Source organism: Pseudomonas sp. 2hn (assembly GCF_019646095.1).
GTDB classification, from domain to species: domain Bacteria; phylum Pseudomonadota; class Gammaproteobacteria; order Pseudomonadales; family Pseudomonadaceae; genus Aquipseudomonas; species Aquipseudomonas peradeniyensis.
The window spans coordinates 4,809,809-4,835,989 of the sequence record NZ_CP081016.1 but is presented as its reverse complement, the minus strand read 5'-3'; the positions used below and the strand labels follow the sequence as shown (position 1 = coordinate 4,835,989).

The window sequence follows — 26,181 nt, the reverse complement described above, 5'->3', positions numbered from 1 at the left end:
TCGTAATCAATTTCAGAAGCTCACGACTTGCAGCCGAAGGCTGCCTCCAGGCCTGAGGCCGAAGTAACCTGGCCAGGGGCGGGAAACCGCCTCTGGCTCGATGGGGCCTTGCGGCCAGGCAATGCAGCGACACACCGGTCGACCCAGGACGGGCGACCCGACAACAAAAACAAGAGAAGTCATCGACATGGATGTGAGATGTGATCAGCTCAAGGCGCTGACGGGCACCCTATGCCTGGCGTTCGCCACCGGACTGCCGCTGTCTGCTGCGGCGGCCGACCAGGAAACCGGTCGCCCGGGCGACCCCGCCAGCTGGCGGTCGGCCGAGTACCAGCAGGACTGGGGCCTGGAGCGCATGCAGGCGAGCCAAGCCTATGCCGCCGGCATCACCGGCGCCGGGGTCAGCATCGGCGCCCTGGACTCGGGGTTCGATGCCGCCCATCCCGAAGCCAGTCCCGGACGTTTTCACTCGGTTACCGCCACCGGCCAGTATCTGGACGGCACTCCGTTCAGCGTGTCCGGGGTGCTCAATGGCGCCAACGACAGCCATGGCACCCATGTCACCGGCACTCTGGGTGCGGCCCGTGATGGCACTGGCATGCATGGCGTGGCCTTCAATGCCCAGGTCTACGTGGGCAATACCAACCACGACGACAAGTTTTTGTTCGGTCCCGGCCCTGACCCCAAGTATTTCAAGGCGGTCTACGATGCCCTGGTGGACGCCGGTGTGCGGGCCATCAACAACAGCTGGGGCAGCCAGCCCAAGGATGTCAGCTACCAGACCCTGGACGGCTTGCGCGCGGCCTACGCCCAGCATTTTCAGCAGGACACCTGGCTCGACGCCGCCGGCGACGTGGCGCGCCGCGGCGTGATCAACGTATTCAGCGCCGGCAACAGCGGCTATGCCAACGCCAGCGTGCGCTCGGCGCTGCCGTACTTCCAGCCGGAGCTGGAAGGTCACTGGCTGGCGGTGTCGGGCCTGGACAAGAACAACCAGCAGAAATACAACCAGTGCGGCATCGCCAAGTACTGGTGCCTGGCGACCCCGGGCGCGGCGATCAGCAGTACCGTGCCCGGTGGCGGCTACGCCACCTACAACGGCACCTCGATGGCCGCGCCCCACGCCACTGGGGCCTTGGCCCTGGTCATGCAGCGCTATCCCTACCTGAACAACCAGCAGGCCCTGCAAGTGCTGCTGACCACCTCGCGCCAGCTCGACGGCTCGCCTACCCAGGGGCCCAGCGAGCGGGTGGGCTGGGGCGTCCCGGACCTGGGCCGGGCGTTGCACGGCCCCGGGCAGTTGCTGGGTGAATTCGACGTCAACCTGGGGCGCGGGCAGGGCGATACCTGGAGCAACGGCATCTCCGACCAGGCCTTGGTGCAGCGTCAAAGCGAGGACGCTGCGGAACGCCAGGCCTGGCAGCAGACCCTCAAGGATCGCGGCTGGGAGCATGGCCTGGCAGCGGGGGCCAGCCAGCAGGATCGCAGCGACTATGCCTTGGGCATGGCCCGCGACGCGGCTGCCGCGCAGCGGGTCTACCAGGGCAGCCTGGTCAAGTCCGGGGCTGGCTGGCTCGAGCTCACGGGGGACAGCAGCTACCGCGGCCCGACCCGCGTCGATGGCGGTCTGCTGGCGGTCAACGGCAGCCTGCAATCGGCGGTGACGGTCAACGCCGGCGGTACCCTGGGCGGCAACGGGCGAATCGGCGCCCTGACCGCCAGCGCCGGGGGCGTGGTGGCCCCGGGTAATTCCATCGGCACCTTGAATGTCGCTGGCAACCTGGACTTGCAGCCGGGCTCGACCTACCGGGTGGAACTGTCGCCCACGGCCAGCGACCGGCTCGTCGTTGCTGGCCAGGCCAGTGTCGGCGGCGCCAATCTCAGCCTGGAGCCCCAGGCGCGGCCCAACCTGTTGGCCGGCGGCCCGGTATCCAGTCTGGTGGGGCGCCAGTTCGACATCCTGCAGGCCGCGGGTGGCGTCAACGGGCGCTTCGCCCAGGTCGAGCCCGACTATCTGTTCCTGGGGACCTTCCTCGATTATTCGGCCAACGGCGTGCAACTGGACGTGACGCGCAGCGCCACGACGTTCGCCAGCGTCGGCGCCACGCCCAACCAGCGCGCCAGTGGCGGTGCCGTCGAGCGGTTGGGGCCGGGCAATCCCGTGTATGAAAGCCTGCTGCTTTCGACCTCGGCGGACCAGGCCCGGGAAGGCCTGCGTCAGCTGGCCGGGGAGATCTACCCGGCGCTGGACTCGATGCTGCTCAGCCAGGGCTCGGTCTTGCGCGACACCTTGGGCGAGCGCATGCAAGGTCCTGCACTGAATGCCAGCGTTTCTGGAACGAGTGCCAGCGAGCCAGGTTCGACCCAGCTCTGGCTCAAGGGCCTGGGCAGTTGGGGGCGCATCGAGGGCGTGGAGGGCAGCGAGTCCTATACCAGCTCCCTGGGCGGTGTGCTGCTGGGCGTGGACCATGACCTTGACGATCAGACCCGGGCCGGCCTGGCCGCAGGCTACAGTGACAGCTCCCTGGGCATGGGCGGCAGCCACTCCCGGGCCACGGTCGACAGCTACCACCTGGGCGCCTATGTCCGCCATGACCTGGACCCGTTGCGCCTGAGCCTGGGTGCCAGTCACAGCTGGCACCGTGCCGAGGTTCGGCGCGACCTGACCTATGGCGAGGTGTCCGGCCGCCAGCGCGCACGGATCGATGCCCGCAGCCAGCAGCTGTTTGCCGAGGCGGCCTATCGCCTGGCGTTACCGGCGGTGCAGCTGGAGCCTTTCGCCAACCTGACCTACCAGCACCTGGACCGCGACGGCTTCCACGAGAAAGGCGATGCCGCGGCGCTGCATGCCGGTGACGAACAGCGTGATGCCTGGCTCAGCACCTTGGGCCTGCGTGGGCGCCAGCAATGGCAACTGGGCCCGCAACAAGACCTGCAGTTGGCGGCAAGCCTGGGCTGGCAGCACCGCCTGAGCGGCACCCAGGATCGCGAGCACCTGGCCTTCGCCGGCAGCGACCTGCCGTTTCGGGTGGAGACTGCGCCGGCCTTGCGCGATGCCGCGCTGGTGGGACTGCAGGCACGGGTAGGGCTGACCCGCGACCTGGACCTGAGCCTGGACTACCAGGGGCGCCTGGCCAGTCGTGAACAACAGCATGGCGCGGGGCTCAACCTGCAATGGCGGTTCTGAAACGCCCTGGCGCGGGTTGGGCCAGGCGTTGCAACACGGAGTGTGACCAACGCGGTACTAAACCAAAACAAAACTAAGGAAGGTTGTAGTGAAGCAAGTCAGAAAGGATGACAGCGCACTCGCGCAGGGCTGGGCCCTGGCCCCGTTGGGGCGGGCATTGATGGGTTGGGCGGCGTTGATGGGCACGGCCCAAGCCGCGCCCTATGTGGAAAGTGGCCGGCTGGGCGACGCCAGCAGCTGGCGCAGCAGCGAGTTCAAGGCCGACTGGGGGCTGGGGGCGATCCACGCCGACAGCGCCTATGCCGCCGGCTACAGCGGCAAGGGGGTGAAGCTGGGGATCTTCGACCAGCCGGTCTACGCCAAGCACCCCGAGTTTGCCGGCAAGGACAAGATCGTGACCCTGGTCACCAGCGGCATCCGCCAGTACACCGACCCCTATATCCCGGTGAAGGCCGGCGATGCGTTCCGTTATGACGGCAGCCCATCGGTGGGCTCGGACGGCAAGCTCGGCTCCCACGGCACCCACGTCGGCGGGATCGCCGCCGGCAACCGGGATGGCGAGTCGATGCACGGCGTGGCCTACGATGCGCAGATCATCAGCGCCGACAACGGTGACCCCGGTCCCGAGGACGGCATCGTCCTGGGCAACGATGGCGCGGTATACAAGGCCGGCTGGGACAGCCTGGTGGCCAGCGGCGCGCGGATCATCAACAACAGCTGGGGCATCGGCATCACCGACCGCTTCGCCAAGGGGGGGCGCAATCCGGACTTCCCGCATTTCACCGTGGACGATGCCCGGGCACAGTTCGCGCAGATCCAGCCGCTGCTGGGCACCTTGCCCGGCGGTGCCTATGACGGGGCTATCGCCGCCGCCCGCAGCGGGGTCCTGACGATCTTCGCCGCCGGCAACGACTACAACCTGAACAACCCCGATGCGATTGCCGGTCTGGCCTATTTCGTCCCGGACATCGCCCCGAACTGGATGACCGTGGCGGCGTTGCAGCAGAACCCCGACACCAGCAGCGCCAACCCGTACCTGGCCAGCACGTTCTCTTCCCGTTGCGGCTATACCGCGAGCTTCTGCGTATCGGCCCCCGGCACCCGCATCTACAGCGCGGTGATCGGCGGCACCAGCCTGGAAGATCTGACCCAGGGCTACGCCAACAAGAACGGCACATCCATGGCCGCGCCCCATGCCGCCGGTGCGGCGGCGGTATTGATGGAGCGCTTCCCCTACATGAGCGGCGCACAGATCGCCAGCGTGCTGCGCACCACCGCCACCGACATGGGCGCGCCTGGCATCGACGCCTTGTACGGTTGGGGCATGATCAACCTGGACAAGGGGATCCGCGGTCCGGGCATGTTGGTCACCGAACAGGATATCCCCGAGGAGTTCCGCATCGCCGGTGGCTACGGCCCGAGCCAGTTCGTGGTCGATCTGCCGGGTGTAGGCGCCGTGGTGGATGCTGGCAGGCCGACCCAGCGAGTCTGCAACGACCTTAGCTGCGTGCTGGACCTGTGGAGCAACGATATTTCCGGCCATGGCGGCCTGACCAAGCAGGGTATCGGTACCCTGGTGCTCAGCGGCAACAACACCTATGCCGGGCCGACCCTGGTCAACCAGGGGCGGCTGGCGGTCAATGGCTCGCTGCAATCGACGGTGACGGTCAATGACGGCGGCGTGCTGGGTGGCAATGGCCGGATCGGCGCGCTGGTGGTCAACCGTGGTGGCGTGGTGGCGCCAGGCAACTCCATCGGTACCTTGCGCGTGGGCTCCGACGTGACCTTCCAGCCGGGCTCGACCTATGCCGTGGAAGTGGATGCCACTGGCGCCGACCGTCTGGTCAGTGATGGCACGGTTTCGGTAAACGGCGCGAACCTGGCCCTGGATCTGCAGAACCCTGGGGTTTCACTGCAGTCGCAGCAGGCAACCAGCCTGGTGGGGCGTCAGTTCGACATCCTGCAGGCCGCAGGCGGCGTGCAGGGCGGTTTCGCCGCTGTGCAGTCCAACCTGCTGTTCCTTGGGGGTGGCCTGGCCTATACCGGCACCGGGGTGCAGCTGGCGGTGCAACGTAGTGCCAGCTTCGCCAGTGTCGGCTTGACCGCCAACCAGCGTTCGGTGGCCGCAGCCGCCGATCAGCTCGGCGCGGGCAACCCGGTCTATGAGAGCCTGCTGTTGTCGGCTGATGCCGGGAGCGCCCGGCAGGCGTTCGACCAACTGTCCGGTGAAATCCACCCGGCGGTGGGCAACCTGCTGCTCAACGACAGTCGCCAGTTGCGCGACGCCGTGGGCGAGCGTACCCGCCAGCAGGGCGTCGCCGCTGCACCGGCCTTGGACGGTCAGGGCAACGGCCTGTGGGTCAAGGCCCTGGGGGCCTGGGGCAAGGCCGACGGTGACTCCGGGCATGCGCGCTACAGCAGTTCGATCGGCGGCATGCTGCTGGGTGTCGATGGGCAGATGAGCGAGGACACCCGCCTAGGCGTCTTCACCGGCTACAGCGACAGCTCGCTGAGCATGGGCGATGGTCGTCATTCTTCGGCCAGCGTCGACAGCTACCACCTGGGTGCCTATGCCGGCAAGGAACTGGAGCAGGTGCGCCTGAGCCTGGGCGGCAGCCACAGCTGGCACCGCATCGAGACCAAGCGCGAGCTGCAGTACAACGAGGTCAGCGATCGCCAGAAGAACAAGCGTGATGCGCAGAGCACCCAGGTGTTCGGCGAGGCCGCCTGGAAGGTCGCGGTGCCGGGCATGGCCCTGGAGCCGTTCGCCAACCTGGCCTATGTGCATATCGCCACTGACAGCTTCAAGGAACATGGCGGCGCCGCCGCGCTCAAGGGTGGGCGGGATAACCGTGATGCCTGGCTCTCGACCCTGGGCATGCGCGCCGGCAAGCAGCTGCAATTGTCCGGCGGCCAGGCGGTGGAGCTTTCCGCCACCCTGGGCTGGCAGCACAACCTGAGTTCCACCGGGTCCGACCAGCACCTGGCCTTTGCCGGCCAGGGCGATACCTACAAGGTCCAGGCGCTGTCCCTGGACCGTGATGCGGCGGTGGTCGGCGCACGCGCGGGGATCAGCCTGGGGCGTCAGGCCCGGGTCAACCTCGACTACAATGGACTGCTGGGTAGCCGCGACAAGAGCCACGGGGTCGGCCTGACCCTGGACTGGGCGTTCTGAGGCCCTGAAAAGCAAAACGCCCGATGCTGTGCATCGGGCGTTTTGCTTGAACAGCCATTCGCAATTACAGGTCCTTGATGCTCTGCACCTGGTCCTTGTTGATGCGGGTCGGCTTGCCGTCCAGTTGCTTGAACTCGTAGAAACCGGAGTTGCGGTCGAAGTGCGGCGTGTCGGTAGTCTGCAGTTCGCGACCATCGTTGAGGGTGATCACGCTCGGGGTGGAGCAGCCGGCCAGGGTGGCGAAGGCGCCGATCAGCAGGGCGGGCAGCAGCAGCTTGTTCATGGGGGACTTCCTGGATCAGAGGGAAAAGGCGAGCGTCATGACGCCCGCCGAAGGGTTGTCAGTCGATGTATTCGAACAATTTGACGATCTTCTGCACGCCCGACACACCCTGCACCACGTTGGTGGCGGCGTTGGCCTCCTGCTGCCGGACCAGGCCGAGCAGGTAGACAATACCGTTCTCGGTGATCACCTTGATGCGCGAGCTGGGGACGCTTTCGTCGGTCAGCATCTGGGTCTTGATCTTGGTGGTCAGCCAGGCGTCGTTGTTGCGCGCCAGGATCGACGACGGTTGTATCACCTGCAGCTCGTTATGCACCTTCTTGACCCGCTGCACCTGGCCGGCGGTCTGCTCGGCAAGGGACTTGAGGTCGGCGCGCGGGGTCTGGCCGGCGAGCAGCACCACGCCGTTGTAGCTGCTGACGACGATGTGCGAGCCCTTGTCCAGCTCAGGGTTGGCCTTGGCGATGTTGACCGAGACCTTGGTCTCGATCAGCGAATCGTCGATCTTGCTGCCGATGGTGCGGGTGCCGCGGTCGTCCTCGATCGGCGAATTGCGGGTCGAGGTCAGCACGGAACTGCACCCGGAGACACCCAGGCACAGGGTTAGGGCCATCAGGCCGAGACGCTTGGAGATCATTCTTCACTCCCGAACAGTTGGCTGTCGATCAGGTCGCACAGACAGTGGATCGCCAGCAGGTGGACTTCCTGAATGCGTGCGGTCACGGTCGAGGGTACGCGGATTTCCACGTCCTCGGGCAGCAGCAGCGAGGCCATGCCGCCGCCATCGCGCCCGGTCAGGGCAACGACGATCATTTCGCGGTCATGGGCGGCCTGGATCGCCTGGATCACGTTGGCCGAGTTGCCGCTGGTGGAGATCGCCAGCAGAACGTCGCCGGGCTGGCCCAGGGCGCGGATCTGCTTGGAGAAGACTTCGTTGTAGCTGTAGTCGTTGGCGATCGAGGTGAGCGTGGAGCTGTCGGTGGTCAGGGCGATGGCCGGCAGGCTCGGGCGCTCGCGCTCGAAGCGGTTGAGCAGCTCCGACGAGAAATGCTGGGCGTCGCCGGCCGAGCCGCCGTTGCCGCAGGCGAGCATCTTGCCGTCGTTGAGCAGGGTGTTGACCATGACCAGGCTGGCCTGCTCGATGTAGGGTGCCAGGATGTCCATTGCCTGTTGCTTGGTGTCGATGCTGTTCTGGAACAGTCGGCGGATTCGGGATTGCATGTCCATCTGGGTGACCTTAAGAGGGGCGGTGGCCTTTGCTACGCGCAACAGTGACCAGCCCGCGAAACATAGAGCTAGAAAATCGAATTGGGTTCAGCATTCGAAGGCATTTTTCAGCCATTGAAGCGGTTGCCCCGCATGCCCCTGGCCCTGCAGGGCGACCACGTCGAAACGGCAGGGGTGGGTGGCTAAGCGGGGTGCTTGCTGCAGGAAGAGGTTGGCGGCCAGCGCCAGTCGCTGCTGCTTGCGCCCATCGATACTGGCGAGCGCTCCGCCGAACTCCGCATGCAACCGGTAGCGGACTTCGACGAATACTACTGTATCGGCATCGAGCATGACCAGATCGAGCTCGCCCCGCTTGCATCGCCAGTTGCGCGCCAGCAGCCGAAGGCCTTGCCCCTGAAGGTACTCAAGGGCGTGGTCTTCGGCGGCCTGGCCGGCATGGCTGGGCGATGCGCCGGGCATCAGCGCGGCGTGTCCGGCAGGCGCTTGACCTGGCCGCCGGCGAACTCGGCCCACGGCAGCTGGCGCTCGACGCGCTGGCTGGCGTTCATGCTCAGGCTGCCCGACAGGCCTTCGACGCGGTTGTCCGGCAGTGCCTTGAGCTGGCCCAGGCGTGGCGCCAGGCTGTAGGCGTCGACGCCCATGGCGTACAGGCGGCCGAGGCTGCCGGCGGCCTGCGGCCACTGCTGCACGACCTGCTGGCGCAGGCTGTTGCTGCTGTCCAGCAGCCACGGCGTTTCGCAGAAGCGGATGCCGTTCATGTCGTTGTACTGGTTCACGTCGCCGCTGGCGCTGTACAGGTTGGAGGTGGCGTACACCGGCACGTCACCGGCGTACTGGAAGTTCAGCGTCGGCTTGATCTGCTGGGCCTGTTGCGGCGTCGAGGCGAGGAAGATGAAGTCGATGTCCTGGCGACGCGAAGGCTGGGCGGCGATGTTGCCGCCGACGGTGCTCTGCAGGCTCTTGGCGCGGCCTTCGCTCTGGCGCAGCTGGAACAGGTCGGCGATCTGCTGGGCGAGGGCGACCGGCTGGGCGATGCGCTGGGCGCTGATCAGGGTGCCGCCATTGCCTTCCCAATCCTGGCGGAAGGCGGCGAGCACGCGGTCGCCCCATTCACCGCTCGGCACCAGGGCCACGGCGCGGACCATGCCGTCGGCGCGGGCGCGGCGGGCGACTTCGCGGGCTTCGTCCTCGGCGGCCAGGCCGAACTGGAACAGTTGCGGCGGGGCTTTCTGGCCGGCGTCAGCGTAGTTCAGGGCCAGGGTGGTGATGGGCAGTTGCGGGTAGGCGGCGAGTTTCTTGACCAGCGGTTTTTCCAGCGGGCCGACCACCAGTTGCACGCCTGCGGCCTGGGCCTGGCGGTAGAAGTCATCGAGGGAGGTGATGCGCGAGCTGTCGAACACTTGCACGGCCGGGGCCGGCTGGCCACCTTGCTGGGCCTGGAAGTGGGCGGCCATGAAGCCGTCGCGCAGGGCGCGGGCGACACCGGCCAGCGGACCCTCTTGAGGCAGCAGCAGGGCGATCTTGGTCAGTGGCTGGCTGGCCAGTTCCTTGAGCTTGACCAGGGCGGTCGGCAGTTGCTTGGCCGCCGGGTGCTCCGGGTGTTGTTGGCGCCAGCTGTCGATGGCGGCCTGTTGCTGTTCCAGGGTGCCGGCGCGCTTCACGGCGAGGGCCAGGCTGGTCCAGCCGGCCAGGGTCTCGTTGGCGGCGGGCTGCTGCAGCTGTTCGGCGGGCAGCGAGGCGACCAGGGCCCAGGTCGCGTCGTTGTTGGCGGCGGCGGCCTGCTCGCTGAGCAGCGGCGCCAGCAGCACGCGCTGTTGGGCGGCGGCCAGGGCCTGGCCGTCGGCCTCGAGGGCGGCGGCATGGACGCTGTAGGTACGTGCCTGCTGCTCGGCCGGCAGTTCGCCGACGCGCTGCAGGCTCGGGTGGCCGAGGGCGGTCAGGGCGGCCTTGGGCTGGTTGCGGCTCATGGCCAGTTCCGCGGCCAGGGTCGAGGCGAACACCTGCTGGGCGGGCTTGAGCGGTTCCAGCTGGACCTGCTCGAGGATCCGGGCCGCGCGCGGGAAGTCCTTCTGCTTGTATGCCAGGTCCGCGGCGCTCAGGCGCAGCAGGGCCGCGTCCTCGGCGGACTTGCTGGAGGCCGCCTTCTCGAGCAGTTGCTCGATGCTGGCGTCCGGGGTGCGCGGCAGTTCGCCCAGGCTGGATGAGGGCGAGCTGGCGCAGGCTGCCAGCAGGGCAGCGAGGCAGAGGGCTGTGAGCAGCCGCAGACAAGCGATCATGTAAAGGTCCTGTTACTCGATCAAGTTGGCCGGCAATTGTACCCAAGCGGGGGGCGGGGCGCGATCTCGTCGACACTGATCCTTCACTATAGGTGGCTGCCGGCTGCGCCGGGGGTGAAGTTCTTTGCGCCCTGTTACCGGCGCTCGGGCTACAATGCGACCTTTGATCCGGAAAGCAGGTGTGCGCAGTGACTGATGTTGCAGGGGTTTCGAAATCCACGTTGGGCAAGCTGTACGTCGTCGCCACGCCCATCGGCAACCTCGACGACATGAGCGCCCGGGCGCTCAAGGTGCTGGCCGACGTGAGCCTGATCGCCGCCGAGGACACCCGTCACTCGGTGCGCCTGCTGCAGCATTTCGGCATCGACACGCCGCTGGCGGCCTGCCATGAGCACAACGAGCGCGACGAAGGCGGGCGCTTCATCACCCGCCTGCTGGCCGGCGACGATGTGGCGCTGGTGTCCGATGCCGGCACGCCGCTGATTTCCGACCCGGGCTATCACCTGGTGCGCCAGGCGCGGGCCGCCGGGGTGCAGGTGGTGCCGGTGCCTGGCGCCTGCGCGCTGATCGCCGCGCTGTCGGCGGCGGGGCTGGCGTCGGACCGCTTCATCTTCGAGGGGTTCCTGCCGGCCAAGGCCGCCGGGCGCAAGGCGCGCCTGGAGCAGGTCAGGGAAGAGCCGCGCACGCTGATCTTCTATGAGGCGCCGCATCGCATCCTCGAATGCCTGCAAGACATGGAGGCGGTGTTCGGCGGCGAGCGTCCGGCGCTATTGGCCCGTGAGATCACCAAGACCTTCGAGACCCTGAAGGGTTTGCCCCTGGCCGAGCTGCGCGCGTTCGTGCAGGACGACAGCAACCAGCAGCGTGGCGAGTGCGTGGTATTGGTGGCTGGCTGGAGCGCGCCGGAGGGCGAGCAGGCGATCAGCGCCGAGGCCCAGCGCGTGCTGGACTTGCTGCTGGCCGAGCTGCCGTTGAAGAAGGCCGCAGCATTGGCGGCCGAGATTACCGGAGTACGCAAGAACCTGCTCTACCAGTTGGCGCTGGAGAAACAGAAATCCCATTAATGGCGTAATGGTATTATTTGTCACATCGCTTGTTCTTGGGCGCGCCTACCGGTAACCTTGGCGGCGGAGAGTCGATCGGACAGTCGCTGCCGTCTTTTGTTCCGCAAGAGGCGGGGGAGGAAAGTCCGGGCTCCATAGGGCAGAGTGCCAGGTAACGCCTGGGAGGCGCGAGCCTACGGAAAGTGCCACAGAAAACAACCGCCTAAGCACTTCGGTGCCGGTAAGGGTGAAAAGGTGCGGTAAGAGCGCACCGCACGGCTGGCAACAGTCCGTGGCTAGGTAAACCCCACTCGGAGCAAGACCAAATAGGGTTCCATACGGCGTGGCCCGCGTCGGAACCGGGTAGGTTGCTAGAGGCGTCCAGTGATGGCCGTCGTAGAGGAATGACTGTCCTCGACAAAACCCGGCTTACAGATCGACTCTCCACCTCTTCCCTCCCTGCTTGAATCGATAGCAGAAGCGTCCTGGTAATACCGAAAAATTCTTACTCTTAATAAATCACTTTAACTTCGCACTCTATCCGCTTGAGTGTGTTTGATTTTTCCCGTCAGTTTTCTTCTCCGGCAATCCTTCCACCTTCCTTTGTTGAGCTAAATCGCCGTCCTGTAAGGGATTTCCTTATGAACGTGCCTTGACGGTGTGGCGGGCGGATTCCTATAGTGTGCGCAAGTGGCAGAAAGTGGGATGAAGTGGGTTTTCTGACACAAAAAAGCTAACATTGTGGGGAATCGCAGCCGTGTTCCGCGGAGCCAACGCCGTCAGCCTCGATGCCAAGGGCCGTCTCGCCATGCCGAGCCGGTACCGTGACGAGCTCGATTCGCGTTGCAATGGTCAACTGATCGTGACCATCGACGCCGTTGACCCCTGTTTGTGTGTTTATCCCCTCGATGAGTGGGAACAGATAGAAGCCAAGTTGCGCGCCTTGCCGTCGTTGCGTGAGGAAAACCGTCGCCTGCAGCGTTTGCTGATCGGTAACGCGGTTGACCTGGAGCTCGATGGCAGCGGGCGTTTCCTGGTGCCGCCGCGCCTGCGTGAGTACGCCAAGCTGGACAAGAAGGCGATGCTGGTGGGGCAGCTGAACAAATTCCAGCTGTGGGATGAGGATGCCTGGAACGCGGTTTCGGCAGCCGACCTTGCAGCTATTCAACAACCGGGCGCCATGCCCGATGATTTGCGTGACCTGATCCTGTGACCATAGATAGCGGCTTCAACCACATCACCGTCCTCCTCGACGAAGCCGTCGAGGCCTTGGCCCTGCGCGCCGACGGTTGCTATCTGGACGGCACCTTCGGGCGCGGCGGCCACAGCCGCCTGATCCTCAGCAAGCTCGGGCCGCAAGGGCGGCTGCTGGGGTTCGACAAGGATCCACAGGCGATTGCCACCGGGCAAGCGCTGGCGGCCGAAGACGGCCGCTTTGTCATTGTGCAGCGCAGCTTTGCCGAGCTGGGCGCCGAAGTGGCCGAGCGCGGCCTGGCAGGCAAGGTCAGCGGCATCCTGCTCGACCTGGGCGTGTCTTCGCCGCAGCTCGATGACCCGGAGCGTGGCTTCAGTTTCCTCAACGACGGCCCGTTGGACATGCGCATGAACCCGAACCAGGGCATCAGCGCCGCCGAGTTCATCGCCACTGCGCCGGTCGAGGAAATCGCCCGTGTGTTCAAGGAGTATGGCGAGGAGCGTTTCGCCGGGCGCATGGCGCGTGCCGTGGTCGAGCGTCGCGAGAAACAGCCGTTCACCCGTACCGCCGACCTGGCCGAAGTGCTCAAGGTCGCCAACCCGGCCTGGGAAAAGGGCAAGAATCCGGCAACCCGCGCCTTCCAGGGTCTGCGTATTCACGTCAACAACGAACTGGGTGACCTCGAGACGGGCCTTGAAGCCGCGCTCGATGCCCTCGAAGTGGGCGGCCGCCTGGCGGTGATCAGCTTCCACTCGCTGGAAGACCGTATCGTCAAGCTGTTCATGCGCAAGCTGGTCAAGGGCGAGGCGGACAACCTGCCGCGCAACCTGCCGGTGCAGCACAAGACCTTCGAGCCGAAGATCAAGCTTATCGGCAAGGCGCAGTTCGCCTCCGAAGCCGAGCTCAAGGCCAACCCGCGATCGCGCAGCGCCGTGATGCGGGTGGCGGAGAAGTTGCGGTGAGCCGGCTGTTTGCCAAACCTTTGCCAGGCGGAAGCTTCCTGATGCTTCTGCTGTTCGTCGCCGTCCTGATTTCGGCCATTGCCGTCTCCTATAGCGCCCACTGGAACCGCCAGCTGCTCAACACTCTGTACGGTGAACTGAGCGAGCGCGACAAGGCCCAGGCCGAGTGGGGCCGGCTGATCCTCGAGCAAAGCACCTGGACCGCCTCCAGCCGTATCGAGAGCTTGGCCTCCGAGCAGCTCAAGATGCGCGTACCCGCCGCTGACGAAGTGCGGATGGTGGCGCCATGATGAAACTCGAGGGGGCACTCTACCCCTGGCGGTTCAGGGTGGTGATCGGCTTGCTGGCGCTGATGGTCGGTGCCATCTGCTGGCGCATCATCGACCTGCAGGTGGTCGACCGTGACTTCCTCAAGGGCCAGGGCGATGCCCGCAGCCTGCGCCATATTCCCATTCCCGCGCACCGTGGCCTGATCACCGACCGCAACGGCGAGCCGCTGGCGGTCAGTACCCCGGTCACTACCTTGTGGGCCAACCCCAAGGAAATGCAGGCGGCCAAGGAACGCTGGCCGCAACTGGCCGCCGCGCTCGGGCAGAACCCGCAGCAGCTGACCGAGCGCCTCACCCAGCAGGCCAGCAAGGAATTCATCTACCTGGTCCGCGGCCTGACCCCGGAGCAGGGCCAGCACGTGCTCGACCTGAAGGTGCCGGGCGTCTACGGCCTGGAAGAGTTCCGCCGCTTCTATCCGGCAGGCGATGTCACCGCGCACATGGTCGGCTTCACCGACCTGGACGACCATGGCCGTGAAGGCGTCGAGCTGGCCTACGACGAATGGCTCGCCGGGGTGCCCGGCAAGCGGCAGGTGATCAAGGACCGGCGCGGCCGGCTGATCAAGGACATCCAGGTAACCAAGAACGCCAAGGCCGGCAAGACCTTGGCGTTGTCGATAGACCTGCGTCTGCAATACCTGGCCACCCGCGAACTGCGCAACGCCATCGCCGAACAGGAAGCCAAGGCCGGCAGCCTGGTGATCATGGACGTCAAGACCGGCGAGGTCCTGGCCATGGTCAACCAGCCGACCTACAACCCGAACAACCGCCGCAGCATGTTCCCGGCGGCCATGCGCAACCGGGCGATCATCGACGTCTTCGAGCCGGGCTCGACGGTCAAGCCGATCTCCATGAGCGCCGCGCTGCAGAGCGGCCGCTGGAAACCCACCGACAAGGTCGAGGTGTATCCGGGCAGCCTGCAAATTGGTCGCTACACCATCAAGGACGTGTCCAGGAGCGAGGGCCCGATCCTCGACCTGACGGGTATCCTGATCAACTCGTCCAACGTCGGCATGAGCAAGATCGCCTTCGATATCGGTGGCGAAGCCATCTACCGGGTGATGTCCCAGGTCGGTCTGGGCCAGTACACCGGCCTGGGCTTCCCAGGTGAACGCGTCGGCAACCTGCCCAACCACCGCGAGTGGCGCAAGGCCGAGACCGCGACCCTGTCGTACGGCTACGGCGTGTCGGTGACCGCCCTGCAACTGGTGCATGCCTACGCCGCGCTGGCCAACGACGGAAAGATGGTGCCGCTGTCGATCCTCAAGGTCGACAAGGCGCCGGAAGCCGTGCAGGCGATCCCCAAGGAAACCGCCGAGACCGTGCAGGCCATGCTGCAGCAGGTGATCGAGGCGCCGCGCGGGGTGTTCCGCGCCCAGGTGCCGTTCTATCACGTGGGTGGCAAGTCGGGTACCGCGCGCAAGGCCACCGTCGGCTCCAAGGGCTACACCGAGAACGCCTACCGCTCGCTGTTCGCCGGCTTCGGCCCGATGAGCGACCCGCGCTACGCCATCGTCGTGGTCATCGACGAGCCGAGCAAGGGCGGCTACTTCGGCGGCCTGGTCTCGGCCCCCGTATTCAGCAAAGTAATGTCGGGCACCTTGCGCCTGATGAATGTACCGCCGGACAACCTGCCGCCTTCGACGCAGCAAGCCAGCGCAGTACCCGCCAAGGGAGGGCGAGGTTGATGACGATGCCATTGAGCAAACTGTTCGCCCATGCCAGCCGCGATCCGTTGATCCGCGAACTGACCCTGGACAGCCGCGCCGTGCGTCCGGGCGACCTGTTCCTGGCCGTGCCGGGGGCCAAGGTCGATGGCCGCGCGCACATCGCCGATGCCCTGGCCCGTGGCGCCGCCGCGGTGGCCTATGAAGAGCAGGGCGCCAGCGTGCTGCCGCTCACCGATGCGCCGCTGATTCCGGTCAAGGGCCTGATCGGTCAGTTGTCGCAGATCGCCGGGCGCTTCTATGGCGAGCCGAGCCGTCAGCTCGACCTGGTCGGCGTGACCGGTACCAACGGCAAGACCAGTGTGACCCAGCTGCTGGGCCAGGCGCTCGACGCCCTGGGCAAGCGCTGTGGCCTGATCGGCACCCTCGGCACCGGCTTCTACGGCGAGTTGCAGAGTGGCCGCCTGACCACGCCGGACCCGATCGCCGTGCAATCGACCTTGAACGACCTGAAAAAGGGCGGCGCCAAGGCCGTGGCCATGGAGGTTTCCTCCCATGCCCTCGAACAGGGTCGGGTGGCCGCGCTGGACTTCGATATCGCGGTGATGACCAACCTGTCCCGTGATCACCTGGACTACCACGGCAGCATGGAGGCCTACGAGGCCGCCAAGGCCAAGTTGTTCGCCTGGCCAAGCCTGCGCGCCCGGGTGGTCAACCTGGATGATGACTTTGGGCGTCGCCTGGCAGACGCTCCTGCCACATCGCGCCTGATCAGCTACAGCCTGCAGGATTCGGCGGCGACGCTGTACTGCAAAGAGGCTGTCTTCAACGATGATGGCGTGCGCGCCGTGATCGTCACCCCGCAGGGCGAGCATGTCCTGCGCAGCCGCCTGCTGGGGCGTTTCAACCTGAGCAACATGCTGGCGGCGGTAGCCACGCTGATGGCGCTGGATTACCCGCTGGATGAAATTCTCAAGGTCACCCCGCAACTGCACGGGCCGGTCGGCCGCATGCAGCGCCTGGGTGGCGGTGACAAGCCGTTGGTGGTGGTCGATTACGCCCACACCCCGGATGCCCTGGAAAAAGTACTCGAAGCCTTGCGTCCGCACGCTCACGGCAAGCTGCTGTGCCTGTTCGGCTGTGGTGGCGATCGTGACGCCGGCAAGCGTGCGCTGATGGCCGAAGTGGCCGAGCGCCTGGCCGACCGTGTGCTGGTCACCGACGACAACCCGCGTAGCGAAGACCCGCTGCGGATCTTCGACGATATTCGCCCCGGTTTCGCCAAGCCTGCGGCCGTCGCGTTCGTCGCTGGCCGTGGCGCGGCCATTGCCCAACTGATCGCCAGTGCCAGTGTCGACGACGTGATCGTCTTGGCAGGTAAGGGGCACGAGGATTACCAGGAGATCAATGGCCAGCGCCATGACTTCTCCGACCTGGTCGAAGCCGACAAGGCACTTGCAGCCTGGGAGGCGCCACATGCTTAAGCCAATGATTCTCAGCCAGCTGACCGGTGCCCTGGGTGCGCGCCTGGCAGGCGCCGACGCCAGCTTCACCGGTGTGAGCATCGACAGCCGCACCGTCGCTGCCGGCCAACTGTTCGTCGCCCTGACCGGCCCGCGCTTCGATGGCCACGACTACCTGGCCGACGTGAAAGCCAAGGGCGCGGTCGCCGCGCTGGTCGAGCGCGAAGTCGCCGGTGTCGACCTGCCGCAGCTGCTGGTCGCCGACTGCCGCGTCGCCCTCGGTCAGCTCGGCGCGCTGAACCGTGCCGCCTTCGACAAGCCGGTGGTGGCCATCACCGGTTCCAGCGGCAAGACCACGGTCAAGGAAATGCTCGCCGCGATCCTGCGCACCCGCGGGCCGGTGCATGCCACCCGGGGTAACCTGAACAACGACCTCGGCGCACCGCTGACCCTGCTGGAGATCGCTCCGGAGCACAGCGCCGCGGTGATCGAGCTGGGCGCCTCGCGCATCGGCGAGATCCGCTACACCGTCGGCCTGACCCGGCCGCAGGTGGTGATCATCAACAACGCCGGTACCGCCCACGTCGGCGAGTTCGGTGGCCCGGAGAAGATCGTCGAAGCCAAGGGCGAGATCCTCGAAGGCCTGGGCGAGGGCGGCACGGCCATCCTCAACCTGGCCGACAAGGCGTTCGAGATCTGGCGCAAACGGGCGGGCGCTCATCGCATCTTCAGTTTCGCCCTGGACAATCCGCAGGCGGACTTCCACGCCAGTGATATCGGGCGCGATGCCCGTGGCTGCCCGTCGTTCACCCTGCACGGTCCGAGCGGCAGCGTCCCGGTGCAGTTGAACCTGCTCGGCACCCACAACGTCAGCAACGCCCTGGCCGCCGCCGCCGCCGCCCATGCCGTTGGTCTGAGCCTGAGCGGCATCGCCGCCGGCCTCGCTGCCGTGCAACCGGTCAAGGGCCGCACCGTGGCGCAGATCGCGCCCAGCGGCGTGCGGGTCATCGACGACAGCTACAACGCAAATCCCACCTCGATGTGCGCCGCCATTGATATACTCGCCGGCTTTTCCGGACGCACCGTTCTGGTGCTCGGGGATATCGGCGAACTGGGACAATGGGCCGAGGAAGGCCACCGCCAGGTGGGCGACTATGCCCGCGGCAAGGTCGACGCGCTGTACGCGGTGGGTACCAACATGGCCCATGCGGTCAAGGCGTTCGGCGCCAATGGCCGCCATTTCGCTACTCAAGCTGAGCTAATCGCTGCCGTTGGCGCCGAGAATACCAGCGATACCACTATCTTGATCAAGGGCTCGCGCAGCGCTGCGATGGAAAACGTCGTGGCCGCACTGTGTGGTGCCAGCGGGGAGAAACATTAATGCTGCTGCTGTTGGCTGAGTATCTGCAACAGTTCCACAAGGGCTTCGCGGTCTTTCAATACCTGACCCTGCGCGGGATCCTGGGTGTGCTGACCGCGTTGTCCCTGGCCCTGTGGTTGGGCCCGTGGATGATCCGTACCCTGCAGATCCGCCAGATCGGTCAGGCCGTGCGCAACGACGGCCCGCAATCGCACCTGTCCAAATCCGGCACCCCGACCATGGGCGGCGCGCTGATCCTGTCGGCCATTGCCATCAGCACCCTGCTGTGGGCCGACCTGACCAACCGCTACGTATGGGTGGTGCTGATCGTCACCCTGGCGTTCGGCGCCATCGGCTGGGTCGACGACTACCGCAAGGTGATCGAGAAGAACTCCCGCGGCCTGCCGAGCCGCTGGAAGTATTTCTGGCAGTCGGTGTTCGGCCTGGCCGCGGCGATCTTCCTGTACAAGACCGCGCCGACCAGCGTCGAGACCACGCTGATCATCCCGATGCTCAAGGACCTGGCGATTCCGCTGGGTGCCGGGTTCATCGTGCTGACCTATTTCGTCATCGTCGGTTCGAGCAACGCGGTCAACCTGACCGACGGCCTCGATGGCCTGGCGATCATGCCGACGGTGATGGTCGGCGGTGCCCTGGGTATCTTCTGCTACCTGTCGGGCAACGTGAAGTTCGCCGAGTACCTGCTCATCCCTTACGTGCCGGGTGCAGGCGAGCTGATCGTGTTCTGCGGCGCGCTGATCGGCGCCGGCCTGGGCTTCCTGTGGTTCAACACCTATCCGGCCCAGGTGTTCATGGGCGACGTCGGCGCCCTGGCGCTGGGCGCGGCCCTGGGCACCATCGCGGTGATCGTCCGCCAGGAAATCGTCCTGTTCATCATGGGCGGCGTGTTCGTGATGGAAACCCTGTCGGTGGTCATCCAGGTGGCTTCGTTCAAGCTCACCGGCAAGCGCGTGTTCCGCATGGCGCCGATCCACCACCACTTTGAACTCAAGGGTTGGCCTGAACCACGGGTGATCGTCCGCTTCTGGATCATCACCGTGATTCTGGTGCTGATTGGCCTTGCCACCCTGAAACTGAGGTAAACGAGCGTGTCACTGATCGCTTCCGACCAATTCCGCATCGTTGTCGGCCTCGGCAAGAGCGGCATGTCCCTGGTTCGCTTCCTGGCGAACCGGGGCATTGCCTTTGCGGTCGCCGACACCCGTGAGCAACCGCCGGAACTGGACACCCTGCGCCGTGAATACCCGCAGGTGGAAGTGCGCTGTGGCGAGCTGGACGTGGACTTCCTGTGCCGGGCCAACGAGCTCTACGTGAGCCCCGGCCTGGCCCTGGCCACGCCTGCCCTGCAGCAGGCCGCCGCGCGCGGCGTGAAGCTGTCCGGCGACATCGAGCTGTTCGCCCGCCACGCCAAGGCACCGATCGTCGCCATCAGCGGCTCCAACGCCAAGAGCACCGTCACCACCCTGGTCGGCGAGATGGCCGCCAAGGCAGGCAAACGTGTGGCCGTCGGCGGCAACCTTGGTACTCCGGCCCTCGACTTGCTGGCCGACGACGTCGAGCTGTACGTGCTGGAGCTGTCGAGCTTCCAGCTGGAGACCACCGACCAGCTCAACGCCGAAGTGGCCACCGTGCTGAACATCAGCGAAGACCACATGGACCGCTACAGCGGCCTGCCGGCCTATCACCTGGCCAAGCACCGGATCTTCCGCGGGGCCCGCCAGGTGGTGGTGAACCGCCAGGATGCCCTGAGCCGTCCGTTGCCGGTCGAAGGCCGGCCGAGCTGGAGCTTCGGTCTCAACGCGCCGGACTTCAAGGCCTTTGGCCTGCGCGAGGTCGAGGGCGAGAAGTACCTGGCGTTCGAATTCCAGACCCTCATGCCGGTGCGTGAGCTGAAGATCCGTGGTGCCCACAACCACAGCAACGCCCTGGCCGCGCTGGCCCTCGGCCATGCCGCCGGCCTGTCATTCGAGCCGATGCTCGAGGCGCTGCGTGAGTTCAAAGGCCTGGCCCATCGCTGCCAGTGGGTGCGCGAGCGCAACGGGGTGAACTGGTACGACGATTCCAAGGCCACCAACGTCGGTGCCGCCCTGGCTGCCATCGAAGGCCTAGGCGCCGATATCGAAGGCAAGCTGGTGCTGATCGCCGGTGGCGATGGCAAGGGCGCTGACTTCGCCGCCCTGCGCGAGCCGGTGGCTCAACACTGCCGTGCCGTGGTGCTGCTCGGCCGTGACGCCGAGCGTCTGGCCGAAACCCTGGGCGATGCCGTGGCGCAAGTCCGGGTCACGACCCTCGACGAAGCCGTGCAGCGTTGCGCCGAGCTGGCCCAGCCGGGTGACGCGGTGCTGCTGTCGCCTGCCTGCGCCAGCCTCGACATGTTCAAGAACTTCGAAGAACGCGGGCGCCTGTTCGCCCAGGCGACGGAGGGGCTGGCATGATCTTCGGCATCCTCAAGCCGTATCCGTCGCCGCTGATCAGCGGCCGTGGCATCGACCTCGACTTCCCGCTGCTGGCCGGTTGCCTGGCACTGCTCGGCCTGGGCCTGGTGATGATCACCTCGGCGTCCTCGGAAGTGGCCGCGGTGCAGTCGGGCAACCCGCTGTACCACATGTTCCGCCACCTGGTGTACGTCACCCTCGGCCTGGGTGCCGGGGTGCTGACCATGCTGGTGCCGATCGCCACCTGGCAGCGCATGGGCTTCCTCATGCTGATCGGTGCCTTCGGCCTGCTGGTGCTGGTACTGGTACCGGGTATTGGCCGCGAAGTGAACGGTTCGATGCGCTGGATCGGCTTCAGCTTCTTCAACGTGCAGCCGTCGGAGATCGCCAAGGTCTTCGTGGTCATCTACCTCGCCGGCTACCTGGTGCGCCGGCAGACCGAGGTGCGCGAGAGCTGGATGGGCTTCTTCAAGCCGTTCATCGTGCTGCTGCCGATGGCCGGCCTGCTGCTGATGGAGCCGGACTTCGGCGCCACGGTGGTGATGATGGGCGCTGCGGCGGCCATGCTGTTCCTTGGCGGGGTGGGGTTGTTCCGCTTCTCGCTGATGGTGGTGCTGGCGGTCATTTCGGTGGTGGTGCTGGTCCAGGCCCAGCCGTACCGCATGGCGCGACTGATCACCTTCACCGACCCCTGGTCCGACCAGTTCGGTTCCGGCTACCAGCTGACCCAGGCGCTGATCGCCTTCGGCCGCGGCGAGTGGCTGGGCGTGGGCCTGGGCAACAGCGTGCAGAAGCAGTTCTACCTGCCCGAGGCGCATACCGACTTCGTGTTCTCGGTGCTGGCCGAAGAGCTCGGCGTGATCGGCTCGCTGCTGACCATCGCGCTGTTCGTCTTCATTACCGTACGCGCGCTGTACATCGGCCTGTGGGCCGAGAAGGCCAAGCAGTTCTTCGCCGCCTACATGGCCTTTGGCCTGTCGTTCCTGTGGATCGGCCAGTTCCTGATCAACATCGGCGTGAACGTCGGCCTGCTGCCGACCAAGGGCCTGACCCTGCCGTTCCTCAGCTACGGCGGCAGCTCGCTGGTGATCTGCTGCGCCTGCGTCGGGCTGTTGCTGCGGATCGAGTGGGAGAGCCGCACGCACCTGGGCAGCGAGGAGCACGAATTCAAGGAGAGCGATTTTGCCGAGGAGACCAGTCATGGCCGCTGACGGCAAGAACATCCTGATCATGGCCGGCGGTACCGGGGGCCACGTGTTCCCGGCCCTGGCCTGCGCCCGCGAGTTCCAGGCCCGTGGCTACAAGGTGCACTGGTTGGGCACCCCGCGTGGCATCGAGAACGAACTGGTACCCCAGGCCGGCCTGCCGTTGCATCTGATCCAGGTCACCGGCCTGCGCGGCAAGGGCAAGCTGTCGCTGCTCAAGGCGCCGTTCACCCTGATCAAGGCCGTGCTGCAGGCGCGGCGCATCGTGCGTGAGCTCAAGCCGGTCTGCGTGGTCGGCTTCGGTGGCTATGTGACCGGCCCCGGCGGTGTTGCCGCCCGGTTGTGCGGGGTACCGCTGGTGATCCACGAGCAGAATGCCCGCGCCGGCACCACCAATCGCCTGCTGCTGCCGTTGGCCGCGCGTGTCTGCGAAGCCTTTCCGGACACCTTCGCCGCCAGCGACAAGCTGCGCACCACCGGCAATCCGGTGCGCCCGGAGCTGTTCATGGACGCGGCGCGCGCGCCCCTGGCCGAGCGCCGTGCGCGCCTGCTGGTCATGGGCGGCAGCCTGGGTGCGGAACCATTGAACAAATTGTTGCCTAAGGCCCTGTCCGAAGTGCCGGAAAACCTGCGCCCCGAGGTGTTCCACCAGGCCGGGAAAAACCACGCCCCCGTCACCGCCGAGCGTTATCACGAGGCAGGTGTCGAGGCCCAGGTCGAACCGTTCATCAAGGACATGGCCCATGCCTATGGCTGGGCCGATATGGTGGTGTGCCGGGCCGGCGCCCTGACCGTCAGCGAACTCGCGGCGGCGGGCCTGCCCTCGATGCTGGTGCCCTTGCCCCATGCCATCGACGACCACCAGACCCACAACGCCCAATACCTGGCTCGTGAAGGCGCCGCCTTCCTGATGCCACAAGCGACTACTGGCGCAGCGCAGCTCGCTGAACGCCTGAACGAGGTGCTGATGCAACCCGAGAAACTCAACGCCATGGCCGGTACCGCCCGCCGCCTGGCCAAACCTGGCGCAACCAGCACCGTGGTCGATATCTGCCTGGAGGTGGCCCATGGTTGAGAGTCAGAAAGCCATGCCCCAACCGAAGATGGGCCGTATTCGCCGCATCCACTTCGTCGGTATCGGCGGCGTGGGCATGTGCGGCATCGCCGAAGTGCTGCTGAACCTGGGCTATGAAGTGTCCGGTTCCGACCTGAAAGAGTCGCCGGTGACCGAGCGCCTGCAGTCGTTCGGCGCGCAGATCTTCGTCGGCCACCGCGCCGAGAACGCCGCCAACGCCGATGTGCTGGTGGTGTCCAGTGCGATCAACCCGGCCAACCCGGAAGTCGCCACCGCCCTTGAGCGGCGTATTCCCGTGGTGCCGCGCGCCGAGATGCTCGCCGAGCTGATGCGCTATCGCCATGGCGTGGCCGTTGCCGGCACCCACGGCAAGACCACCACCACCAGCCTGCTGGCCTCGGTGTTCGCCGCCGGTGGCCTGGACCCGACTTTCGTCATCGGTGGCCGCCTGACCGCGGCCGGCACCAACGCGCAGCTGGGCACCAGCCGCTACCTGATCGCCGAGGCCGACGAGAGCGACGCCAGTTTCCTGCACCTGCAGCCGATGGTCGCCGTGGTCACCAACATCGACGCCGACCACATGGCCACCTACGAGGGCGACTTCAACAAGCTGAAGAAGACCTTCGTCGAGTTCCTGCACAACCTGCCGTTCTACGGGCTGGCGGTGATGTGCCTGGACGACCCGGTGGTGCGCGAGATCCTGCCGCAGGTCAAGCGTCCGACCGTCACCTACGGCTTCAGCGAAGAGTCCGACATCCGCGCCATCAACGTGCGCCAGCAGGGCATGCAGACCCACTTCACCGTGCTGCGCCGTGACTGCGAGCCGCTCGAGGTGTCGGTGAACATGCCGGGCAACCACAACGTGCTCAACGCGCTGGCCACCATCGCCATCGCCACTGACGAAGGCATCAGCGACGAGGCCATCGTCCAGGGCCTGTCGGGCTTCCAGGGTGTCGGTCGGCGCTTCCAGGTGTACGGCGAGCTGCCGGTCGACGGCGGCAGCGTGATGCTGGTCGACGACTACGGCCACCACCCGACCGAAGTCGCCGCGGTGATCAAGGCCGTGCGTGGCGGCTGGCCGAGCCGGCGCCTGGTGATCGTCTACCAGCCGCACCGCTACAGCCGCACCCGCGACCTGTACGACGATTTCGTGCAGGTACTGGGCGATGCCAACGTGCTGCTGCTGATGGAGGTCTACCCGGCCGGCGAAGAGCCGATCCCCGGCGCCGACAGCCGCCAGCTGTGCCATAGCATCCGTCAGCGCGGCAAGCTCGACCCGATCTACATCGAACGCGGCGCCGAGCTCGCGCCGCTGGTCAAGCCGCTGCTGCGTGCCGGCGACATCCTGATCTGCCAGGGTGCCGGTGATGTCGGCGGCCTGGCCCCGCAACTGATGAAAAGCCCGCTGTTCGCTGGCGCCAAGCAGGAGAAGTCGAAATGACCAGCGCCTACGACACGCTGCATTCCACCCTCGACGTCAAGGCCTTCGGCCGCGTCGCCGTGTTGTACGGTGGCAAGAGCGCCGAGCGCGAGGTCTCGCTCAAGTCGGGCAAGGCCGTGATCGAGGCGCTGACCAGCGCCGGTGTCGACGTGGTCGCCATCGACGTCGGTGACGACCTGCTGGATCGCCTGCAGCGCGAGAAGATCGACCGTGCCTTCATCATCCTCCACGGCCGTGGCGGCGAGGACGGCAGCATGCAGGGCCTGCTCGAGTGCCTGGGGATTCCCTACACCGGCAGTGGCATCCTCGCCTCGGCGCTGGCCATGGACAAGCTGCGCACCAAGCAGGTGTGGCAGAGCCTGGGCATCCCGACCCCGCGTCACGCGGTGCTGGGCAGCGAGCAGGATTGTGTTGCCGCCAGTGCGGAACTGGGCTTCCCGTTGATCGTCAAACCTGCCCATGAAGGTTCGAGCATCGGCATGGCCAAGGTGAACAGCGAGCAGGAGCTGGTCGCTGCCTGGAAAGACGCCGCCAAATACGATTCGCAGGTACTGGTCGAGCAGTGGATCCACGGTCCGGAGTTCACCGTCGCCGTGCTGCGCGGCCAGGTACTGCCGCCGATCGCGCTGGGCACCCCGCATGTGTTCTACGACTACGACGCCAAGTACATCGCCAATGACACCCAGTACCGCATCCCGTGTGGCCTGGACAGTGCCAAGGAACAAGAGCTTATCGACCTGACCGCGCGTGCCTGCGATGCCGTTGGCATCGAGGGCTGGGGCCGTCTGGACGTGATGCAGGACGAGCAGGGCCGGTTCTGGCTGCTCGAGGTCAACACCGCACCGGGCATGACCGACCATAGCCTGGTGCCCATGGCGGCCCGCGCCGCCGGCCTGGACTTCCAGCAACTGGTGCTGGCGATCCTGGCCGACAGCGTAGCGAAGCGAGGTTAACCAGCCATGCAAGGCGCGATGATACGTCAGCAACCACCCGTTACCGGCCGCAGCAAGCCGGTGCCGCGTGGCGCCAGCCGACTGGTGGCCGACGAGCCCGTATCGGCGCGCCTGCCTCGGCCGAGCTTCGGCGGCCTCAAGCGCCTGCTGTGGCCGGTTCTGCTGGTGGCCGCGGGCTTTGGCGCCTATGAGGGCGCCATCCGCCTGATGCCCTACGCCGACCGGCCGATCACCAAGATCGACGTGCAGGGCGACCTCAGCTACATCAGCCAGCAGTCGGTGCAGCAGCGGATCGCCCCCTATGTGGCGGCGAGCTTCTTCACCGTAGACCTGGCGGCGATGCGCATGGAACTGGAGCAGATGCCCTGGATCGCCCACGCCGAAGTGCGCCGGGTGTGGCCGGACGAGGTGGTGATCCGCCTGGAAGAACAGTTGCCGGTGGCGCGCTGGGGCGACGAGGCCTTGCTCAACAACCAGGGCCAGGCCTTTACCCCGCGCGAGCTGGCCAACTACGAGCACCTGCCGCAGCTGTTCGGGCCGCAGCGCGCTCAGCAACAAGTCATGCAGCAGTATCAGGTATTGAGCCAGATGCTGCGCCCCATGGGCTTTTCCATCGCTCGCCTGGAGCTGCGCGAGCGAGGCAGCTGGTTCCTGACCACCGGCGCGGGCAGCGCCGGTGCGGGCGTCGAGCTGCTGCTGGGGCGCGACCATCTGGTGGAGAAGATGCGCCGTTTCATTGCCATTTACGACAAATCGCTTAAAGACCAGATCACCAATATCGCCCGCATCGATCTGCGTTATTCCAACGGACTTGCCGTTGGTTGGCGGGAACCGAATGCACCGACGACGGCCCAACCCGCCGTTGCGAAGAATTAGAGAGAGGC

The 26,181-nt window shown here is 66.2% G+C and carries 21 protein-coding genes and 1 other RNA gene; 17 read left to right on the top strand and 5 right to left on the bottom strand.

Going from position 1 to position 26,181, the window contains the following annotated elements:
- The first annotated feature begins 187 nt into the window (after window positions 1-187).
- Entirely contained in the window at window positions 188-3,187 is a 3,000-nt protein-coding gene (locus K2O50_RS21840) for an autotransporter serine protease (RefSeq protein WP_050703836.1), read from the top strand.
- A 160-nt stretch (window positions 3,188-3,347) separates the two neighbouring features.
- Entirely contained in the window at window positions 3,348-6,362 is a 3,015-nt protein-coding gene (locus K2O50_RS21835) for an autotransporter domain-containing protein (protein ID WP_156329580.1), read from the top strand.
- A gap of 64 nt (window positions 6,363-6,426) precedes the next feature.
- Here the strand turns inward: K2O50_RS21835 and K2O50_RS21830 are convergent, their stop codons facing one another.
- The 5 genes from K2O50_RS21830 to K2O50_RS21810 all read right to left on the bottom strand — a co-directional run bounded on the left by K2O50_RS21830 (window position 6,427) and on the right by K2O50_RS21810 (window position 10,148).
- A complete protein-coding gene (locus K2O50_RS21830; RefSeq protein ID WP_050703838.1) occupies window positions 6,427-6,645 on the bottom strand; it encodes a YgdI/YgdR family lipoprotein in 219 nt (72 codons plus the stop codon).
- A gap of 58 nt (window positions 6,646-6,703) precedes the next feature.
- Window positions 6,704-7,282, bottom strand: coding sequence for a BON domain-containing protein (locus K2O50_RS21825; protein ID WP_050703839.1), 579 nt, complete (start codon window positions 7,280-7,282; stop codon window positions 6,704-6,706).
- Window positions 7,279-7,872, bottom strand: a complete 594-nt coding sequence (locus tag K2O50_RS21820) for a phosphoheptose isomerase (protein WP_050703840.1) — start codon at window positions 7,870-7,872, stop codon at window positions 7,279-7,281. The genes K2O50_RS21825 and K2O50_RS21820 overlap by 4 nt, the downstream gene beginning before the upstream one ends.
- Before the next feature lie 87 nt (window positions 7,873-7,959).
- Window positions 7,960-8,331 (bottom strand): YraN family protein, encoded by a 372-nt coding sequence (locus tag K2O50_RS21815; RefSeq protein WP_050703841.1) that lies wholly within the window; start codon window positions 8,329-8,331, stop codon window positions 7,960-7,962.
- The gene (locus tag K2O50_RS21810) at window positions 8,331-10,148 is read right to left on the bottom strand and encodes a penicillin-binding protein activator (RefSeq protein ID WP_050703842.1); all 1,818 of its coding nucleotides are present in this window, start codon (window positions 10,146-10,148) and stop codon (window positions 8,331-8,333) included. The genes K2O50_RS21815 and K2O50_RS21810 overlap by 1 nt, the downstream gene beginning before the upstream one ends.
- Window positions 10,149-10,417: 269 nt before the next feature.
- On the opposite strand from K2O50_RS21810, the gene rsmI reads away from it, so the two are divergent.
- The 15 genes from rsmI (at window position 10,418) to K2O50_RS21735 (ending at window position 26,173) form a co-directional block, all read left to right on the top strand.
- The gene (gene rsmI / locus K2O50_RS21805) at window positions 10,418-11,212 is read left to right on the top strand and encodes a 16S rRNA (cytidine(1402)-2'-O)-methyltransferase (protein ID WP_259470179.1); all 795 of its coding nucleotides are present in this window, start codon (window positions 10,418-10,420) and stop codon (window positions 11,210-11,212) included.
- Window positions 11,213-11,279: 67 nt separating this feature from the next.
- Window positions 11,280-11,639: RNase P RNA component class A (rnpB, locus tag K2O50_RS21800), an RNA gene on the top strand.
- 309 nt (window positions 11,640-11,948) lie between these two features.
- On the top strand, window positions 11,949-12,404 hold the full coding sequence (gene mraZ / locus K2O50_RS21795) for a division/cell wall cluster transcriptional repressor MraZ (RefSeq protein ID WP_011535546.1): 456 nt from the start codon (window positions 11,949-11,951) through the stop codon (window positions 12,402-12,404).
- Window positions 12,401-13,348, top strand: a complete 948-nt coding sequence (rsmH, locus tag K2O50_RS21790; RefSeq protein WP_050703844.1) for a 16S rRNA (cytosine(1402)-N(4))-methyltransferase RsmH — start codon at window positions 12,401-12,403, stop codon at window positions 13,346-13,348. The genes mraZ and rsmH overlap by 4 nt, the downstream gene beginning before the upstream one ends.
- Window positions 13,345-13,638, top strand: coding sequence for a cell division protein FtsL (ftsL, locus tag K2O50_RS21785; protein ID WP_028689746.1), 294 nt, complete (start codon window positions 13,345-13,347; stop codon window positions 13,636-13,638). Before rsmH ends, ftsL begins: the two co-directional genes overlap by 4 nt.
- A complete protein-coding gene (locus tag K2O50_RS21780; protein ID WP_162232950.1) occupies window positions 13,638-15,365 on the top strand; it encodes a penicillin-binding protein 2 in 1,728 nt (575 codons plus the stop codon). The genes ftsL and K2O50_RS21780 overlap by 1 nt, the downstream gene beginning before the upstream one ends.
- Window positions 15,365-16,828 (top strand): UDP-N-acetylmuramoyl-L-alanyl-D-glutamate--2,6-diaminopimelate ligase, encoded by a 1,464-nt coding sequence (locus tag K2O50_RS21775; protein WP_050703846.1) that lies wholly within the window; start codon window positions 15,365-15,367, stop codon window positions 16,826-16,828. Before K2O50_RS21780 ends, K2O50_RS21775 begins: the two co-directional genes overlap by 1 nt.
- Window positions 16,821-18,188, top strand: a complete 1,368-nt coding sequence (murF, locus tag K2O50_RS21770; RefSeq protein WP_050703847.1) for a UDP-N-acetylmuramoyl-tripeptide--D-alanyl-D-alanine ligase — start codon at window positions 16,821-16,823, stop codon at window positions 18,186-18,188. The genes K2O50_RS21775 and murF overlap by 8 nt, the downstream gene beginning before the upstream one ends.
- A complete protein-coding gene (gene mraY / locus K2O50_RS21765) occupies window positions 18,188-19,270 on the top strand; it encodes a phospho-N-acetylmuramoyl-pentapeptide-transferase (RefSeq protein ID WP_028689742.1) in 1,083 nt (360 codons plus the stop codon). Before murF ends, mraY begins: the two co-directional genes overlap by 1 nt.
- A gap of 6 nt (window positions 19,271-19,276) precedes the next feature.
- On the top strand, window positions 19,277-20,623 hold the full coding sequence (murD, locus tag K2O50_RS21760) for a UDP-N-acetylmuramoyl-L-alanine--D-glutamate ligase (protein WP_050703848.1): 1,347 nt from the start codon (window positions 19,277-19,279) through the stop codon (window positions 20,621-20,623).
- Window positions 20,620-21,834, top strand: coding sequence for a putative lipid II flippase FtsW (ftsW, locus tag K2O50_RS21755; RefSeq protein ID WP_050703849.1), 1,215 nt, complete (start codon window positions 20,620-20,622; stop codon window positions 21,832-21,834). Before murD ends, ftsW begins: the two co-directional genes overlap by 4 nt.
- Window positions 21,824-22,903, top strand: coding sequence for an undecaprenyldiphospho-muramoylpentapeptide beta-N-acetylglucosaminyltransferase (murG, locus tag K2O50_RS21750; RefSeq protein ID WP_050703850.1), 1,080 nt, complete (start codon window positions 21,824-21,826; stop codon window positions 22,901-22,903). Before ftsW ends, murG begins: the two co-directional genes overlap by 11 nt.
- Entirely contained in the window at window positions 22,896-24,344 is a 1,449-nt protein-coding gene (gene murC / locus K2O50_RS21745) for a UDP-N-acetylmuramate--L-alanine ligase (protein WP_050703851.1), read from the top strand. Before murG ends, murC begins: the two co-directional genes overlap by 8 nt.
- Window positions 24,341-25,297: a D-alanine--D-alanine ligase gene (locus K2O50_RS21740; RefSeq protein WP_050703852.1), complete on the top strand. Its 957-nt coding sequence runs from the start codon at window positions 24,341-24,343 to the stop codon at window positions 25,295-25,297. The genes murC and K2O50_RS21740 overlap by 4 nt, the downstream gene beginning before the upstream one ends.
- 6 nt (window positions 25,298-25,303) lie before the next feature.
- A complete protein-coding gene (locus K2O50_RS21735) occupies window positions 25,304-26,173 on the top strand; it encodes a cell division protein FtsQ/DivIB (protein ID WP_050703853.1) in 870 nt (289 codons plus the stop codon).
- The last annotated feature ends 8 nt before the right edge of the window (window positions 26,174-26,181 follow it).

Excerpts from the sequence above, each read along its gene's own strand:
- K2O50_RS21840 (WP_050703836.1), top strand. The coding sequence starts at position 188 with ATGGATGTGAGATGTGATCAGCTCAAGGCGCTGACGGGCACCCTATGC.
- K2O50_RS21835 (WP_156329580.1), top strand. The coding sequence starts at position 3,348 with ATGGGTTGGGCGGCGTTGATGGGCACGGCCCAAGCCGCGCCCTATGTG.
- K2O50_RS21830 (WP_050703838.1), bottom strand. The coding sequence starts at position 6,645 with ATGAACAAGCTGCTGCTGCCCGCCCTGCTGATCGGCGCCTTCGCCACC.
- K2O50_RS21825 (WP_050703839.1), bottom strand. The coding sequence starts at position 7,282 with ATGATCTCCAAGCGTCTCGGCCTGATGGCCCTAACCCTGTGCCTGGGT.
- K2O50_RS21820 (WP_050703840.1), bottom strand. The coding sequence starts at position 7,872 with ATGGACATGCAATCCCGAATCCGCCGACTGTTCCAGAACAGCATCGAC.
- K2O50_RS21815 (WP_050703841.1), bottom strand. The coding sequence starts at position 8,331 with ATGCCCGGCGCATCGCCCAGCCATGCCGGCCAGGCCGCCGAAGACCAC.
- K2O50_RS21810 (WP_050703842.1), bottom strand. The coding sequence starts at position 10,148 with ATGATCGCTTGTCTGCGGCTGCTCACAGCCCTCTGCCTCGCTGCCCTG.
- rsmI (WP_259470179.1), top strand. The coding sequence starts at position 10,418 with ATGAGCGCCCGGGCGCTCAAGGTGCTGGCCGACGTGAGCCTGATCGCC.
- K2O50_RS21780 (WP_162232950.1), top strand. The coding sequence starts at position 13,638 with ATGAAACTCGAGGGGGCACTCTACCCCTGGCGGTTCAGGGTGGTGATC.
- K2O50_RS21775 (WP_050703846.1), top strand. The coding sequence starts at position 15,365 with ATGACGATGCCATTGAGCAAACTGTTCGCCCATGCCAGCCGCGATCCG.
- murF (WP_050703847.1), top strand. The coding sequence starts at position 16,821 with ATGCTTAAGCCAATGATTCTCAGCCAGCTGACCGGTGCCCTGGGTGCG.
- mraY (WP_028689742.1), top strand. The coding sequence starts at position 18,188 with ATGCTGCTGCTGTTGGCTGAGTATCTGCAACAGTTCCACAAGGGCTTC.
- ftsW (WP_050703849.1), top strand. The coding sequence starts at position 20,620 with ATGATCTTCGGCATCCTCAAGCCGTATCCGTCGCCGCTGATCAGCGGC.
- murG (WP_050703850.1), top strand. The coding sequence starts at position 21,824 with ATGGCCGCTGACGGCAAGAACATCCTGATCATGGCCGGCGGTACCGGG.
- murC (WP_050703851.1), top strand. The coding sequence starts at position 22,896 with ATGGTTGAGAGTCAGAAAGCCATGCCCCAACCGAAGATGGGCCGTATT.
- K2O50_RS21740 (WP_050703852.1), top strand. The coding sequence starts at position 24,341 with ATGACCAGCGCCTACGACACGCTGCATTCCACCCTCGACGTCAAGGCC.
- K2O50_RS21735 (WP_050703853.1), top strand. The coding sequence starts at position 25,304 with ATGCAAGGCGCGATGATACGTCAGCAACCACCCGTTACCGGCCGCAGC.